This is a genomic window from Streptomyces liliifuscus (assembly GCF_016598615.1).
In the GTDB taxonomy this organism is placed as follows: domain Bacteria; phylum Actinomycetota; class Actinomycetes; order Streptomycetales; family Streptomycetaceae; genus Streptomyces; species Streptomyces liliifuscus.
In genome coordinates, this window is sequence record NZ_CP066831.1 from 5511198 (window position 1) to 5527475 (window position 16278).

14 protein-coding genes and 1 tRNA gene are annotated in these 16278 nt (G+C 68.2%); 8 read left to right on the forward strand and 7 right to left on the reverse strand.

Translation table 11 applies throughout. From position 1 onward, the window contains the following. Positions 1-98: 98 nt before the first annotated feature. From JEQ17_RS23600 to JEQ17_RS23625, 6 genes are all read left to right on the forward strand, one after another. A complete protein-coding gene (locus tag JEQ17_RS23600) occupies positions 99-878 on the forward strand; it encodes a DUF881 domain-containing protein (RefSeq protein ID WP_200397076.1) in 780 nt (259 codons plus the stop codon). A gap of 62 nt (positions 879-940) precedes the next feature. Beyond that, positions 941-1672, forward strand: coding sequence for a class E sortase (locus tag JEQ17_RS23605; RefSeq protein WP_200397077.1), 732 nt, complete (start codon positions 941-943; stop codon positions 1670-1672). A gap of 16 nt (positions 1673-1688) precedes the next feature. Further along, positions 1689-1886 (forward strand): hypothetical protein, encoded by a 198-nt coding sequence (locus JEQ17_RS23610; protein ID WP_186001365.1) that lies wholly within the window; start codon positions 1689-1691, stop codon positions 1884-1886. Continuing rightward, positions 1883-2521, forward strand: coding sequence for an aminodeoxychorismate/anthranilate synthase component II (locus JEQ17_RS23615; RefSeq protein ID WP_200397078.1), 639 nt, complete (start codon positions 1883-1885; stop codon positions 2519-2521). The genes JEQ17_RS23610 and JEQ17_RS23615 overlap by 4 nt, the downstream gene beginning before the upstream one ends. A 299-nt stretch (positions 2522-2820) precedes the next feature. Beyond that, on the forward strand, positions 2821-4107 hold the full coding sequence (locus tag JEQ17_RS23620) for a class E sortase (RefSeq protein ID WP_234048764.1): 1287 nt from the start codon (positions 2821-2823) through the stop codon (positions 4105-4107). A 139-nt stretch (positions 4108-4246) separates the two neighbouring features. After that, positions 4247-4987 carry a class E sortase gene (locus tag JEQ17_RS23625; RefSeq protein ID WP_200397079.1) on the forward strand — a complete coding sequence of 247 codons (741 nt, stop codon included), beginning with the start codon at positions 4247-4249 and terminating at the stop codon, positions 4985-4987. Between the two features lie 224 nt (positions 4988-5211). Here the strand turns inward: JEQ17_RS23625 and pknB are convergent, their stop codons facing one another. The 6 genes from pknB to JEQ17_RS23655 all read right to left on the reverse strand — a co-directional run bounded on the left by pknB (position 5212) and on the right by JEQ17_RS23655 (position 13406). Beyond that, positions 5212-7230, reverse strand: a complete 2019-nt coding sequence (gene pknB, locus JEQ17_RS23630; protein ID WP_200397080.1) for a Stk1 family PASTA domain-containing Ser/Thr kinase — start codon at positions 7228-7230, stop codon at positions 5212-5214. Between the two features lie 169 nt (positions 7231-7399). After that, a complete protein-coding gene (locus JEQ17_RS23635) occupies positions 7400-8890 on the reverse strand; it encodes a peptidoglycan D,D-transpeptidase FtsI family protein (RefSeq protein WP_200397081.1) in 1491 nt (496 codons plus the stop codon). Beyond that, on the reverse strand, positions 8887-10326 hold the full coding sequence (locus JEQ17_RS23640) for an FtsW/RodA/SpoVE family cell cycle protein (RefSeq protein ID WP_200397082.1): 1440 nt from the start codon (positions 10324-10326) through the stop codon (positions 8887-8889). The genes JEQ17_RS23635 and JEQ17_RS23640 overlap by 4 nt, the downstream gene beginning before the upstream one ends. Before the next feature lie 26 nt (positions 10327-10352). After that, positions 10353-11927 (reverse strand): Stp1/IreP family PP2C-type Ser/Thr phosphatase, encoded by a 1575-nt coding sequence (locus tag JEQ17_RS23645; RefSeq protein ID WP_200401670.1) that lies wholly within the window; start codon positions 11925-11927, stop codon positions 10353-10355. A 98-nt stretch (positions 11928-12025) separates the two neighbouring features. After that, complete coding sequence (locus JEQ17_RS23650) at positions 12026-12550, reverse strand: FHA domain-containing protein FhaB/FipA (RefSeq protein ID WP_055613061.1); 525 nt, start codon at positions 12548-12550, stop codon at positions 12026-12028. A 10-nt stretch (positions 12551-12560) separates the two neighbouring features. Beyond that, entirely contained in the window at positions 12561-13406 is an 846-nt protein-coding gene (locus JEQ17_RS23655; protein ID WP_190230799.1) for an FhaA domain-containing protein, read from the reverse strand. Between the two features lie 502 nt (positions 13407-13908). Here JEQ17_RS23655 and JEQ17_RS23660 point away from each other — a divergent pair. Further along, positions 13909-13995, forward strand: a tRNA-Leu gene (locus JEQ17_RS23660). A gap of 586 nt (positions 13996-14581) precedes the next feature. Beyond that, a complete protein-coding gene (locus tag JEQ17_RS23665; protein WP_234048330.1) occupies positions 14582-15169 on the forward strand; it encodes a Rossmann-fold NAD(P)-binding domain-containing protein in 588 nt (195 codons plus the stop codon). 258 nt (positions 15170-15427) lie between these two features. Here the strand turns inward: JEQ17_RS23665 and JEQ17_RS23670 are convergent, their stop codons facing one another. Further along, positions 15428-16087 (reverse strand): FMN-dependent NADH-azoreductase, encoded by a 660-nt coding sequence (locus tag JEQ17_RS23670; RefSeq protein ID WP_200397084.1) that lies wholly within the window; start codon positions 16085-16087, stop codon positions 15428-15430. Positions 16088-16278: the final 191 nt, after the last annotated feature.

Genomic DNA, 16278 nt, shown 5'->3' on the forward strand with positions numbered 1-16278 from the left:
TGGGCTGGCTCCGGGGCAGCGTACAAGGGGACTCTTAGCGCTCCCCCGGGCGTCCGTTAGCGTAGTGCTTCCGCGGCGCCGAAGGAGATAAGGGTACGTTGAGCAATTCTGCCGACTCTCCCCAGCCAGGTTCCAGCCCTGGCACAATCCGGCGTTTCCGGCCGGTGCGTGTGCTGACCGTAGCCGTTTTCGCCCTGGCCGGGCTGATCTTCTTCACCAGCTTCAACACGGCCAAGGGCACCAATATCCGTACGGACGCCTCGCTGCTGAAGCTCTCCGACCTGATTCAGGAGCGCAGTCACAAGAACGGGCAGCTCGACGAGAGCAACGGATCGCTGCGTGAGGACGTCGAGTCGCTCGCCGAGCGGGACAACGGCAGTACGAAGGCGGAGGAGGCCAAACTCGCCGCCCTGGAGAAGAACGCGGGCACCCAGAAGCTCAAGGGCGAGGCACTCACGGTCACCCTCGACGACGCGCCCCCGAACGCCACCGCCAAGCTCCCCGGCTACCCCGAGCCGCAGCCCGACTACCTGGTCATCCACCAGCAGGACCTCCAGGCCGTGGTGAACGCCCTGTGGCAGGGCGGCGCCAAGGGCATCAAGGTCATGGACCAGCGGCTGATCTCCACCTCCGCCGTCCGCTGCGTGGGAAACACCCTGATCCTCCAGGGCCGCGTCTACTCGCCCCCGTACAAGATCCAGGCGGTCGGTGACCCGGAGAAGCTCCAGAAGGCCCTCTCGGCGTCCAAGGCGATCCAGAACTACATGGTGTACGTCAACGTCTACGGACTCGGCTGGAAAGTCGACGAGGACGGGACCGTGACTCTTCCCGGCTACTCGGGCACAGTGGATCTCCACTACGCGAAGCCTGTGGAGTAGCAGCCCGTGGGGTAAGAGCCCATGGAGTAGTGGAGCCGCTGCCGCTGGGGGACCTTGTGTCGGTGCGAGTGGTCGTCAGGACGTTCAGCGAGCTGTGCATCACCGTAGGCACCGTCATCGTGCTCTTCGTGGTGTACGTGCTGTTCTGGACGGGTGTGAAAGCCGACACCGCGATGGACGATCAGATCGCGCAGCTCCAGGAGCAGTGGTCGAAGGGTTCCGTGGCGGCCGGGCCCAAGGAGCCGAGGTCCACGGCGACGGGCGCTCCCGGCAACAGCACCGGAACGAGCTCCGGAGCGAGCCCCGAGGACCCGGCGCCGTACAAGGACGGCAAGCCCTTCGCTGTGATGTACATCCCGCGGCTTGGTTTCACGTGGAACAAGCCCGTGCTCGAAGGCACGAAGACGGGCACCCTCAAGAAGGGTCTCGGCCACTACGCGAGCACCGCGCAGCTCGGACAACCGGGGAACTTCGCCGTCGCCGGCCACCGGCGCACGTACGGGGACCCGTTCAAGGATTTCCCCAGGCTGCGGCCGGGTGACTCGGTGGTGCTCACCGACGGGACGACCTGGTTCACGTATCGCATCGATACAAAGCCCTACAAAACATTGCCCAGTGACATAGCGGTCATTGACCCCGTACCGAAGAAGTCGGGGTACACGCGTGCGGGCCGCTATCTGACGCTGACGACCTGTGAGCCGGAATGGGGCCACAGCCACCGGCTGATCGTCTGGGCACATCTTGACTCGACCCAGCCTGTAGAGGCTGGGAAACCGGAGGCCCTACGCCGTTAGTCTGGTCTGGTACGGCGTGAGTCTGGTGCCGTGGCGCGACGGAAGGGACGGCATGTACGGCTTTATCTGGCGGCATCTGCCGGGGAACACGTGGATCAAGGCACTGATCTCCCTGGTGCTGGTCCTCGCGGCGGTCTACGTGCTCTTCCAGTACGTCTTCCCGTGGGCCGAACCGCTGCTGCCCTTCAACGATGTGACGGTGGACAACCAGTGAGCGCGCGGATTCTCGTCGTCGACAATTACGACAGCTTCGTCTTCAACCTGGTCCAGTACCTGTATCAGCTGGGCGCCCAGTGCGAGGTCCTGCGCAACGACGAGGTGTCGGCGCTGCACGCACAGGACGGCTTCGACGGCGTACTGCTGTCGCCCGGCCCCGGCACGCCCGAAGAGGCCGGCGTCTGCGTCGACATGGTCCGGCACTGCGCCGAGACCGGCATCCCCGTCTTCGGGGTCTGCCTCGGGATGCAGTCGATGCAGGTGGCGTACGGCGGCGTGGTGGACCGCGCCCCCGAGCTGCTGCACGGCAAGACATCGCTCGTCGAGCACGAGGGCAGGGGGGTGTTCGCGGGGCTTCCGTCGCCCTTCACCGCCACCCGCTACCACTCGCTGGCCGCCGAGCCGAAGACCGTCCCTGTCGAGCTGGAGGTCACGGCCCGTACGCACGACGGAATCATCATGGGGCTCAGGCACCGTGAACTCCTGGTCGAGGGTGTGCAGTTCCACCCCGAGTCCGTGCTGACCGAGCACGGTCACCGCATGCTGGCCAACTGGCTGGTGGAGTGCGGGGACCAGGGAGCCGTCGCCAGATCGGTCGGGCTCGCCCCGGTGGTGGGCAGGGCCACGGCGTGACCGCCCTGCGCCCCGAGCGCGACAGTGCCGCCCCGTACGGCGAGGACGCCTTGTACGGGGGCGCTGAGGCGTTCGAGGCGCCGGGTGCCTTCGAGCCGGACCGTGACTTCGGGGCGCCCAATGTCGATGCCCGGCCGAGCGGTGCGATGCGAGCCGCCGTCGACGGGCTCGCCGACCCGCTCAGCGACCCCCTGCCGGGGCAGCGGCCGCCCGCGGCGCCCGAGCAGGAGTGGTACGACCCCCAGGGGTATCCGCGGGACTGGAGCGCCGGGCAGACCGCCTCCTCGTACGCGGAGCCGATACGCCGCGCCCACACGGACCCCACGCACGGGTACGCCGAACCGGGGCAACCGTCGTCGTATGCCGGACCGCAGCCGCAGCCGCAGCAGCCGTACGAGGCCCAGAGGCCGTACGAGCCGCCGCAGCGCCCGTACGGGCAGGAGCAGCGACCCTCTTATGGAGGGGCGCCGCAGACGTCGTACGACGGGGCATACGCCCAGCCCGATCCCCTGAATCAGACCGGCTCCCTGAGCTCCACAGGCCCGCTGAGCTCGACCGGCCCGATGCGCCCGCCGAGTGCCCCTGCCGCGGCCTACTCCGCTCCGTACGAGCCTCCTCTCGTCGACGACGAGACGGTCGGGCTGCGGATAGCGGATGTCGTCGAGTCCATACCGGGGACACCGACGCCTGCCGCCGGGCCCGCTGGGGGCGCCGTACCGCCCACAGGGGCCGCGGGCGGCGCGGGAGTCCCGGTTGGCGGTCGTGCGGCCCGTCGCAAGGCCTCCAGGCGCCATGGGCGGCATGGTGGGGCCGGTGGTGGTGCGCATGAGGGGCAGGAGGCCCAGGAGAGCGGGGCGGCGGCCGGAGCGCCTCTCTCCCGGATGGAGGCGCGGCGCGCGGCGCGGGCACGGAAGCCGGGCGCGGCCGTGATGGCCAGCCGGGCGATCGGCGAGGTGTTCATCACCACCGGCGTACTCATGCTGCTGTTCGTGACGTACCAGCTGTGGTGGACGAACGTCCGGGCGCACGCGCAGGCGGGCAACGAGGCGAGCAGCCTCCAGGACGACTGGGCCAAGGGCAAGGGGAACCCCGGGGTGTTCGAGCCGGGCCAGGGCTTCGCCCTCCTGCACATCCCGAAGCTCGACGTGGTCGTGCCGATAGCCGAGGGCACCGACAAGAAGCGGGTGCTGGACCGCGGCATGGTCGGCCACTACGCCGAGGAGGGCGTGAAGACGGCGATGCCGGACGCCAGGACGGGCAACTTCGGTCTTGCCGGGCATCGCAACACCCATGGCGAACCGTTCCGGTACATCAATCGCCTGAAGCCGGGCGACCCGATCGTCGTGGAGACGCAGAACAAGTACTTCGTGTACAAGATGGCGTCGATCCTGCCAGTGACGTCGCCGAGCAACACGGCTGTCCTGGACGCGATCCCCAAGGGTGCCGGCTTCACCAAGGCGGGCCGCTACATCACTCTCACCACCTGCACCCCGGAATTCACCAGCAAGTACCGGATGATCGTCTGGGGCACGATGGTCGAGGAACGATCACGCGACAAGGGCAAACCGGACGCGCTCGTCGACTGAGACACCCGGGCGACGACCAACGACCCCACGCTTCACGACATTCCAAGCTTCACAACGTCCCAAGCTTCATCCTGAGCGCCAGAACATCCCGAGCATCACGACATTCCAAGATTCCTGAGAGACCAGACGGGGCAACGCAGTGGCAGCGACGACCGACCACGAAGAGCACACGGACGCCCGGGCGTCCTCGCCCGCGCCGCGGCGCCGTGGCGGCGGCCGGATCGCGGCGGCCGTCAGCGTCTTCGGTGAACTCCTCATCACGGCGGGTCTGATCCTCGGCCTGTTCGTCGCCTACTCGCTGTGGTGGACGAACGTCGTGGCGGACCGCGAGGCCGACAAGCAGGGCGACAAGGTGCGCGACCACTGGGCGGAGGACCGCGGCCCGGTCGGTCTGGACACCAAGGACGGCATCGGCTTCCTGCACGTCCCGGCGATGAAGAACGGCGAGGTGCTGGTCAAGAAGGGCACCTCCACGAAGTCCCTCAACAACGGCATCGCCGGCTACTACACCGACCCCGTCAAGTCCGCCCTCCCGCAGGACAAGAAGGGCAACTTCTCGCTGGCCGCCCACCGCGACGGCCACGGCGCCAAGTTCCACAACATCGACAAGCTCAAGAAGGGCGACGCGATCGTCTTCGAGACCAAGGACGACTGGTACGTCTACAAGGTCTACGCGACCCTTCCCGAGACGTCGAAGTTCAACGTCAAGGTCCTCGCGCCGGTCCCCAAGGAGTCGGGCAGGAAGAAGGCCGGCCGCTACATCACGCTCACGACCTGCACGCCCGTCTACACGTCCCGCTACCGGTACGTCGTGTGGGGCGAGCTCGACCGGGTGGAGAAAGTGAACGACGAGCGGACCCCGCCGCCGGAGCTGCGCTGAGCGATCCTGCCCGGCCGTCGCGGTGAGGACCCGCGGGTTGTGTGCCGGTCGCGCCCGAGCGGCAGGGCCGCACATACGACACAGCCCCGCACTCCGCGGTAGGGGCGCGATCCCGCACCGGACCTCGCAGGACCATGCAAATGGGGGCCCGTACTGCTCGACCGAGCAGTACGGGCCCCCATTGACGTTGACCAGCGGCCTACCGGCCGCCCGCCGTATCCGGGTCAGTCCTCCTCGCGGAAGGCCGCCCCGTTGGCGCCTCCGAAGAGGCCGCCGTTGCCGTTGCCGCCGTTGTTCTGCTGCCCGGCGTCGATCGTTCCGAGGTTGACCCTGTCCCCGGCCTTCACCTGCTGGCCCTCCTGCGGGTTGCTGGCGAGGACGATGGCGTTGTCGTCCTGCGACCCCTGGATGTTGCCGAGCTGGAGCTGGTTCTGCGCGAGAACCTGCTTGGCCTGGGCGAGGGTCATCTGGGTCACCTTCGGCATGGCGAACTGCTCTTCCTCTTCCTCAGCCGCCTTGCCGATCTGGATGGTCACCGTGGAGCCCGGGTCCGCCGGGGAGTTGGCAGTGGGCGATGTGGCGATGACCTTGCCGACGAGGTTGTCGTCGTCGGTCTCCACATCGGTGCAGTTGCCCGTGAGGTCGTTCTGCTCCATCCGCGCCTTGGCGTCGTCACAGCTCAGGCCGCTGACGTCCGGAACGGTGGACTGCTTCTTCTCCTTGGCGACGGTGAGGGTGATCGTGGAGCCCTTCTCCACCTCGTCGCCCGCCGTCGGGTCCTGTTCGAGGACCGTGCCGGGCGTCTCGCTGGACTCCTTGGACTCCGTCTTGACCGTGAAGCCGTACTTCTCGTCCTCGAGCTTCTCCGTGGCGTCCTTGACCGTGTCGTCGATGACGTTCGGTACCGCGACCTTCGGCGCCCCGGTCGACACGGTCAGTGTGATCGTGTCGCCCTTCTTGACCTGCGTCTCCGCCCCCGGGTTCTGGGCGCAGACGCTGTTCTTCGGGGTGTCCTCGCAGGGCTTGGAGTCGATCTTCAGCTCCAGCTCGCGGTTGGTCGCCAGCTTCTCGGCCTCGGACTGGGTCTGGTTCACGAAGTTCGGCGCCGGGAACGAGTCGTCGCCCGACCCGCCCTGCCCGGTGAACGCCCACTTGCCGATGAGGATCGCGCCGACCAGCACGAGCAGACCCGCGACGACCAGCAGGATTGTTGAGGTGTTGCTCTTCTTCTGCTGGCGTCGGCGCCCGGCCCGGTCGTCGTAGCCGAAGCCGCCGTCGTCCGGGTTCATCGGAGGCAGCATGGACGTGGCCTGCGCGTCCGTGGAGCGCAGAGCGGTGGTGGGCCGGTCGTCCGGGTAGCCGCCGTAGCCCACGGAGCCCATGGCCGCCGTGGCCGCGACGGGCTGGCCGTCGAGGCAGGCCTCGATGTCCACGCGCATCTCGTCGGCGGACTGGTAGCGGTAGTCCGGGTCCTTGGTGAGCGCCTTCAGGACGATGGCGTCCATCTCGGGCGTGATCTCGGGGTCGAAGACGCTGGGCGCCTGCGGCTCCTCACGCACGTGCTGGTACGCGACCGCGACCGGGGAGTCCCCGATGAACGGCGGGCGGACCGTCAGGAGCTCGTACAGCAGACAGCCCGCCGAGTACAGGTCGGAACGGGCGTCGACCTGCTCGCCCTTCGCCTGCTCCGGGGACAGGTACTGCGCGGTTCCTATGACCGCCGCGGTCTGCGTCATCGTCATGCCGGAGTCGCCCATGGCGCGGGCGATGCCGAAGTCCATGACCTTGACCTGGCCGTTGCGCGTCAGCATGACGTTCGCCGGCTTGATGTCGCGGTGGACGATTCCGTTGCGGTGCGAGTACTCGAGCGCCTGGAGGATGCCGATGGTCATCTCCATGGCGCGCTCGGGCAGCAGCTTGCGCCCGGAGTGCAGCAGCTCTCTCAGCGTGGACCCGTCGACGTACTCCATCACGATGTACGGGATGGAGATGCCCTCGATGTAGTCCTCACCCGTGTCGTACACGGCGACGATCGCGGGATGGTTGAGCGAGGCGGCCGACTGGGCCTCCCGGCGGAACCGGGCCTGGAATGACGGATCGCGCGCGAGGTCCGCTCGCAGCGTCTTCACCGCCACCGTGCGGCCGAGCCGGGTGTCATGGGCGAGGTGTACCTCCGCCATGCCACCACGGCCGAGCACGTGGCCCAGCTCGTACCGGCCGCCGAGGCGACGCGGCTCTTCCATAGCTACCTACCAGCCCTCTCCGACGGTCCTGACCACACCACGTGTGGTCCGGCGGTGTGCTGTCCGGGCATACCGTACCCGGCTCGCCTTGACTGACCTGGCCACAACCGTCACCCGATACAGGACCGGTATCGCAACGTGCACCGATGTGAAGGGGACGTGAGCGGGGTCACTTCTTGCTGTCGATGACTGCCTTCATCACGTCCTTCGCAATCGGTGCCGCGAGACCGCCGCCGGAGATGTCGTCACGGTTGGCGCTCTCGTCCTCGACGACCACGGCGACGGCGACCGGTGAGCTGCCGTCGTCGAGCTTCGCGTACGAGATGAACCAGGCGTACGGGTTCTCGCTGTTGTCGACACCACGCTGGGCGGTACCGGTCTTGCCGCCGACGGTGACGCCGTCCTCGTTGATCTGGCCCTTGGTGCCGGTGCCCTCCTTGACGACCGTCTCCATCATCGACTGAAGGATCTGGGCGTTCTTCTCGGACAGCGGCTCGCTCATCTCGGAGGGCTCGGTCTGCTCGATGACGTCGAGGCCGGGCGCCTGGAGCTTGTCGACCATGTACGGCTTCATGAGCGTGCCGTCGTTGGCGATGGCCGAGGCCACCATGGCCATCTGCAGCGGCGTCGTGGCCGTCTCGAACTGGCCGATCGAGCTGAGCGCGGTCTGCGGCCTGTCCATCTTCTCGGGGAAGTTGGAGGCGCTGGAGCGGATCGGGATGAACTGCTCCTCGTTGAAGCCGAACTTCTTGGCCGTCTCCAGCATGTCCTCCTTGCCGACATCGACGCCCAGCTTGCCGAAGACGGTGTTGCAGGAGACGCGCAGCGCCTCGCGCAGCGTCGCGTCCTTGCAGGGGATGTTCCCCTCGTTCTTCAGCTCGGTGGTGCTGTCCGGCAGGGTGTACGGCAGTGGCGAGTCGGTCTTCTCGTCGGCGCTGTCGACGATGCCGTGCTCCAGCGCCGCCGCGGCCGTGACCACCTTGAAGGTCGACCCGGGCGGGTAGATCTCGCGCAGTGCCCGGTTCTGCATCGGGTCGTCTGGGTTGTTCTTCTTCTGCAGCTTGGTCCAGGCCTTGCCGTCGACCTTGGTGGAGTTCCCGGCGAACGACGACGGGTCGTACGAGGGGGTGGAGGCCAGCGCCAGGATCGCGCCGGTCTCGGGGTCGATCGCGGCGACGGCACCCTTGCCCTGCTTCAGCAGACCGTTGTACGCGGCCTTCTGCGCGGCGGCGTTGAGCGTGGTGACGACATTGCCGCCCTCCTGCTTCTTGCCGGTGATCATGTCGAGGGTGCGGCGGAAGAAGAGCCGGTCGTCGTTGCCGGTGAGGATGCCGTCCTCGATGCTCTCCAGCTGCGTGGCGCCGAAGGCCTGCGAGGCGTAGCCCGTGACGGGGGCCCACATCGCGCCGTCCTTGTACGTGCGCTTGTACTCGAAGTCGTTGAAGTCGTCGCCGCTCGTCTTCGTGGACCCGGTGATCGGGTTGCCGTCGACGATGATGTCGCCGCGCGGTGTGGCATAGCGCGCTATGGCGACACGGCGGTTCTTCGTGTCCTTCTTCAGCGAGTCGGCCTGGACGTACTGGATCCAGTTGTCGCGGATGAGCAGCGCGAGGACGAGGAGTCCGCAGAAGATCGCGATCCGGCGCAGGGGCTTGTTCACGGTCGGACCACCTGGGTCATCTCGGCGTCGGGGTTGGGCGCGGGGGCCGGCGCGGGGCGGCGGGCGGTGTCGCTGATCCTGATCAGGATGCCGATGAGGGCCCAGTTGGCGATGACGGAGGAACCGCCGTACGCCAGGAAGGGCATCGTCATACCGGTCAGCGGGATCAGGCCCATGACGCCGCCGGCGACGACGAAGACCTGAAGGGCGAAGGCGCCGGACAGGCCGACGGCGAGGAGCTTGCCGAACGGGTCACGGGCCGCGAGCGCCGTACGGACGCCGCGCTCCACGATCAGGCCGTACATCAGCAGGATCGCCATCACACCGGCCAGGCCCAGCTCCTCGCCGAAGGTGGCGAGGATGAAGTCGGAGTTGGCGGCGAAGCCGATGAGGTCGGAGTTGCCCTGACCGAGTCCGGTACCGAGGGTGCCACCGGAGCCGAAGGCCCACAGGGCCTGCATCGACTGCTCGGTGTGGCCCAGGACGCCCTGCTGGCTCAGCTCGTACTCGCGCATCGGGTCGAGCCAGGCCTGGACGCGCTGCTGGACGTGCGACTCGAAGGAGGCGACACCGACGGCGCCGGCCGCGGACATCAGCAGACCGAACACGATCCAGCTGGTCCGCTCGGTGGCGACGTACAGCATGATCACGAACATGCCGAAGAACAGCAGCGAGGTACCCAGGTCGGTCTCGAAGATCAGGATCAGGATGGAGAGCGCCCAGATGACGACGATCGGGCCGAGGTCCCGCCCGCGGGGCAGGTAGAGCCCCATGAAGCGGCGGCTGGCCAGGGCCAGGGCGTCGCGTTTCACCATGAGATAGCCGGCGAAGAAGACCGCCAGGGCGATTTTCGCGAACTCACCGGGCTGGATGGTGCCGAGGCCGGGAATCTTGATCCAGATCCTCGCGCCGAAGACGTTCACGCCGAGGCCCGGGACCAGCGGGAGGAGCAGCAGGATCACCGCTGCGACCATGGAGATGTAGGTGTAGCGCTGCAGGACGCGGTGGTCCTTGAGGAAGATCAGCACGACCACGAACAGGGCGACGCCCAGCGCGGAGTTCAGCAGCTGGCGAGGAGCGGCCTCGAAGAAGTTGGGGCTCTGCTGCAGTCGCTGCGACTGGTCCAGGCGCCACACCACCACCAACCCGATGCCGTTGAGCAGCGTGGCCAGCGGCAGCAGCAGCGGGTCCGCGTACGGCGCGAACTTCCGCACGACGAGATGGCCGACGCCCGCGAGCAGGCCGAGGCCGAGACCGTAGCTCAGCAGCCCGGGCGGCACCGAGTCGTTCATGGCCAGGCCGACGTTGGCGTAGGCGAACACCGGGATGACCACGGCGAACACCAGCAGCGCGAGCTCGGTGTTGCGTCGGCTCGGTGCTCCGATCGAGCCGATCGTGGACGTGTGATGCGTCGACGGGTTGGAAGTACTGCTCATCGTGTGACAGGGCCCCTCACGGCTGCTTACTGCTTACCGCACAGCGAGACCAGCTTCTGCTCTTCGTCGGAGAGGCTGGGGCCGGGTGTGGGAGTGGGTGCGGTCGTGGACTTGGACGGGTCGGGCGATGCTGTACCGGACCCCGTCGGGGTCGGCGTAGGTGTCGCCTTGGACGCGGCTGAGGTCCGTGTGGTTCCCGTGACACCGCCGGCCTCGCCCTCACCGGTCTTCGCGTTCTCCTTGCTGTCCGCCTCGCGGCGCTCGGCGTCCTTCTTGCACGCGGACGCCTGGGTGGCCAGCTCCTCGATCTTCGAGCGGGCGTCGGTCAGACCGCCCTCGGCGATCGTGGCCTTGACCTGCTTCTGCTGGTACGGCGGCAGGTACTTGAGTTCGATCTCGGGGTGATCCTTCTCCACCTTCGAGAGCGAGACCCAGGCCAGGTCCTGGCTGATCCCCTGGTACAGCGCGACGTGCTCGTCGTTGGCGCCGACGTAGTACTGAGTCTGCGTCCAGCGGTAGCCGCCGTACAGCCCGCCGCCGATGACGCCGAGCGCGAGGGCGATGTAGAGAGATCTCTTCAGCCACTTCCGCCCGGAGCGCGGCTTGACGAAGTCGTCGTCCGAGTAGCCGCCGAAACCGCCGGTGGGTACGTAGCCGGTGGTGTCGCCGCTGCCGGGCGGGCCGAACTCTCCGCCGCCGCCCTGCCCGGGCACCTGCCGGCCGAGGTTGGAGGCACGGCCGGCGGGCGTCTGCATGGCGCCGTTGTCGTGCAGCTGGTGCTGGTTCTCGGCGACCGCGCCCACGACGACGGGGGTGTCGGAGAGCTGCCCCGCGAGGGTGTCCCCGCCGTCGATGTCGAGGACGTCGGCCACGATGACCGTGATGTTGTCGGGGCCGCCGCCGCGCAGCGCGAGCTCGATGAGCTGCTGCACGGTCTCCTGCGGGCCCTGGTAGCTGGCGAGGGTGTCCTCCATCGTCTGATGGGAGACGACCCCGGACAGCCCGTCGGAGCAGATCAGATACCGGTCGCCTGCGCGGACCTCACGGATGGAGAGGTCCGGCTCGACATGGTCGCCACTGCCCAGCGCGCGCATCAGCAGGGAGCGCTGCGGGTGGGTGGTGGCCTCCTCCTCCGTGATGCGGCCCTCGTCGACGAGGCGCTGCACCCACGTGTGGTCCTGCGTGATCTGCGTCAGCACGCCGTCCCGCAGCAGATACGCGCGGGAGTCACCGACGTGTACGAGGCCGAGCCGCTGCCCGGTCCACAGGAGCGCGGTGAGGGTCGTCCCCATGCCTTCGAGCTGGGGGTCCTCCTCGACCATCATCCTGAGCTGGTCGTTGGCGCGCTGAACGGCCGTCCCGAGCGAGGTGAGGATGTCGGAGCCCGGCACGTCGTCGTCGAGCGCGACGATGGTGGAGATGACCTCGGAGGAGGCCACCTCACCGGCGGCCTGGCCGCCCATTCCGTCCGCGATCGCGAGCAGCCGGGGACCGGCGTAGCCGGAGTCCTCGTTGCCCTCGCGGATCATGCCTTTGTGCGATCCGGCGGCGAAGCGCAGTGACAGACTCATGCGCACCTCGCCCGTCGGCTCCGGGTACATCCGCACGGTGCCCACCCTCCGGTCGGGAGCGCGCCGGGGTCCGTCGTGTGGACCGCCGCTGCCCGCTCGCTCCGCTCGCGCTCATTCATGACGTAGCACTACTTCCGCAGCTCGATGACGGTCTTGCCGATGCGGATCGGCGCGCCCAGCGGGATCGGCGTGGGAGTCGTCAGTCGGTTCCGGTCGAGATACGTGCCGTTGGTGGACCCGAGGTCTTCGACGATCCACTGGCCGTCACGGTCCGGGTAGATCCTGGCATGCCTGCTGGACGCGTAGTCGTCGTCCAGCACGATGGTGCTGTCGTGTGCACGTCCCAGGGTGATGGTCTGCCCCTGCAGGGCGACCGTCGTGCCCGTGAGGATGCCCTCGGAGACGACCAGCTTGGTGGGGGCGCCACGGCGCTGACGGCCGCCGCCGCTCGGTGGTGCCGCCTGCTGGCGCTGCTGCGGCGGCGCGGCTTGGCGCGCGGCCTGCTGCGGTCGGTTGGCGTCCCTGCGCGAGCCGCGCTGTGTGACGCGCGTTCCGAACAGGTCGCTGCGGATGACCTGCACGGCCACGATCACGAACAGCCACAGTACGGCCAGGAAACCCAGCCGCATGACCGTGAGGGTCAGCTCTGACATTGCCCCCGCTTCACCCTTCGGCTTGCCGGTAAATGATGGTGGTGCTGCCCACGACGATCCGCGAGCCGTCGCGGAGCGTAGCGCGGGTGGTGTGCTGCCCGTCCACCACGATGCCGTTGGTGGACCCGAGATCCTGGACAGTCGAGGGCGTTCCGGTCCGGATCTCACAGTGCCGGCGCGAGACGCCGGGGTCGTCGATCCGCACGTCGGCTTCGGTGCTGCGGCCCAGCACCAGCGTCGGGCGGGAGATCTGATGGCGGGTGCCGTTGATCTCGATCCAGTGCCGCGTACGTCCACCCGGCTGCGGGGCCGCGGCGGGCCGCTGGCCCGCGGGTGCGGCGCCCGGACGGCCGCCGGGGGGCGGCGCGGCAGGCATGGGAGGAGCGGCCGCGGGCGGGTAGCCGTAGCCACCTGCCTGGCCGCGGGCCGCCGCCGGGGGCGGGCCCGCGGGTGCGCGCTCGGGAGTGGCCTGCTGGTTGGCGGAGGAGGCGAGCGTACGGCTGCGGACCCGGTACAGGCCCGTGTCCAGGTCGTCCGCCTTCTCCAGATGGACCTTGATGGTGCCCATGAAGGTGTAGCGCTGCTGCTTGGCGTAGTCGCGCACCATGCCGGCGAGCTCGTCACCGAGCTGGCCGGAGTAGGGGCTGAGCCGCTCGAAGTCGGGCGTGCTCAGCTCCACGATGAAGTCGTTCGGGACGACGGTCCGGTCGCGGTTCCAGATCGTGGCGTTGTTGTCGCACTCGCGCTGGAGCGCTCCTGCGATCTCCACGGGCTGGACCTCGGACTTGAACACCTTGGCGAAGGTGCCGTTGACCAGACCTTCGAGACGTTGCTCGAACTTCTTCAGGACTCCCATGGGGCACCTCCTCCGTCGTCGTTGCCCTGGTACTGCTTACTGATCGTATCCACGCGCCGGGAAATCGGCTGGTTCCCCCTGTCGGCCCGGTCGACAGAAGTCGACGCCCACTGAAGTCCCCTCCCGAAGTTCCCTCCGAAGCCCCTCTTCGAACTCCCCCCGGGCACTCCGTATGAGAAGGATCGTAGAGGTGGCGCACCCACAGTGTCCCGCACCCGACTGTGGACCCCGGCCCCCTCCTGGGGAGATGGCCTGGACCGGTACGAGGTTGATACGTGAACCGGTTCTCGTTGATACGTGGAGGGTGGGGACGGAGGGATCCGGGGTGCCGTCCGAGGCGGTCCCGCAGGTGAAGCGGGGCTGATGGCGGGCCGACGTGGAGGTCCGCTGCCCCACCTCCGGCCCTCGGAAACGGATGTGAATCCACCCCATCCAGCGTGCTAATCTTCTGCATGTCGGCAGGCGCTCACCCACTCGGTGGGAGACGGACGACACACCCAATGCGCGGGTGGCGGAATAGGCAGACGCGCTGGATTCAGGTTCCAGTGCCCGCAAGGGCGTGGGGGTTCAACTCCCCCCTCGCGCACCACAGAAGACCGGGTCTCCACCAGAACGAAAGTTCCGGTGGGGGCCCGTTCTTCGTTCCCGGCCTCAGGCCCGGCCGGACTGTCCACCCCGGCCCCCTACAGAGCAGGGCAGGCCCCCCGGCGGTGAGGTATCTCACGGCCGGGGGCCTGCTTTGCGTGAGGCTGACTCTTTCGCTGGGGCAGTGCCGCGGGGTGGATGTCTCCGCTGGTTCACCCAGGCGTCGACTGCGGACGTCCCGCGGGCGGACGCACCCCGAGTGCAAAATCGATCCGATGCGGAACAACTCTCCTCAGACGCTGCCTCGTTATGGAAAGGCGTGTGCGCATCTGGGCGCTCGTCCGGTGGGTTTGTCAGGGCTGGGTCAGGAAGAAGCGGGGCGGCGCGAGTCGGTGAAGCGGTGGGAGCCTTGGCGGGACTGGTCCTTCGGCCCTGTGGCGTGCGGCTCGGGTGGGTAGGGCCTAGGGTTCCGGTCCGGCTATGTGGTGGGAGTGGGCCTTGTGAAGGTGATCCTTTTTGGGGCGACCGGGATGGTCGGGCAAGGGGTCTTGCGGGAGTGTCTGCGGGACGCGGGTGTCGAGAGTGTGCTCGTGGTCGGGCGGACCGCGGTGGGGGTCTCGCATCCGAAGCTGAGTGAGGTCGTGCGGGCCGATCTCATGGATCTCGGCGGGCTGGAGAGCGAGCTCTCCGGGTACGACGCCTGCTTCTTCCCTCTCGGGGTTTCCTCGGCGGGGATGAAGGAGGACGCGTACCGGAAGGTCACGTACGACCTCACGCTCGAGGTGGCGCGTTCGCTGGCCCGCTGGAATCCCGGGCTGACCTTCTGTTACGTGTCCGGGCAGGGGACCGACGGTTCCGCGCAGGGGCGTGTGATGTGGGCGCGGGTCAAGGGGGAGACGGAGAACGCGCTGCTCGCCCTGGACGGTGTCGAGGCGTACATGTTCCGGCCGGGGCTCATCCAGCCGCTGCACGGAATCCGGTCGAAGACCCGGGTGTACCGGGCGATCTACGCGTTGACCGGGCCCCTGCTGCCCGTCCTGCGGAAGCTGGCGCCCCGGCGGATCACCACGACCGAACAGGTTGGCCTGGCGATGATCGCGGTGGCCCGGGACGGGGCGGCCGAGCGGGTGCTGGAGACGGACGGGATCAACCGGGCAGCGGCAGCGGCGCCCGCGTAGGGGCGACTTCCGTCGTGAACGTGAACGTGAAGGATTCTGGGGCCGCGATGGCGTCCCCAGGGGCGATGCGGTCCCCAGGGGAAATGGGTCTCCAGGGGGAAATGAGTCTCCCAGGGATGCCCATCAGTGAAAGTGCCCTCTCCGTAGAGGGGGGAAAACGGTCGTGCGGCGCCGCTTCGGGCACATTGGGCGCCGCACGATCGGGGTGCATGGTGACGTGGTGCCTGGTGACGTCGTGCGTGCTCGCGCGGTGAAGCGTCAGGCCGCCTTGGACGTGAGCTGGTCGGCGAGGGTCCTGGCCTTGTCGGCCGCCTCCTGCAGGGCCTTGGCGCGGGAGGCCTCGAAGAGCGGGACCAGCTCGGCCATCGCCGGGTTGTGCGGGGCCATCGTGAGCTCCGGGACGATGAACTCGAGATCCAGGGCGAGCATGTCCTTGAGGACGGCCTCCAGATAGTTCTGCACGTACTCGTAGCCCGCGCGCGGGGTGCCCGGCGCGTAGGAGCCACCGCGGCTGGCCACGACGGTGACCGGGGTGCCCTTGGCGGACGGGGTCTCGCCCGCGGTACGGCCGTAGAGGACCACGTTGTCCAGCCACGCCTTGAGGGTCGACGGGATCGAGTAGTTGTACATGGGCGCGCCGATCAGCACGGCGTCCGCCCGCTCCAGCTCCTCGATGAACCCCACACGCTCGGCGAAGGCCGCGGCCTGCTCCGGCGTGTGCTCCGACGGATCGGCGAAGCTGGCGCTGTGGGCGTCGGCGGTGATGTGCGGCACGGGATTCAGGGAGAGGTCGCGGTAGATCACCGTGCCCTGCGGGTGCTGCTCCTCCCAGGTCGTGCGGAAGGCGTCCGTGACGGCGCGGGACGCCGAGGCGGGACCCGGGAAGACGGACGAGTCCAGGTGCAGCAGGGTGGCCATGAGTTCTCCAGTGAGGGTGGTTCGGCGATGTGGTCCGACGGAGCGTTGTCCGACGGGTGCGCCGAGGCGGCGCTGTACTTCTGGCAGTCCAGGTGCGGTGTGGCCCGCCGCCGTGGACTGCGTTTCTGTTCGTAACTATGAATAACACAGTCGCTTACTTTTTTTCACCCCCTCACGGGAGACCAGTACCC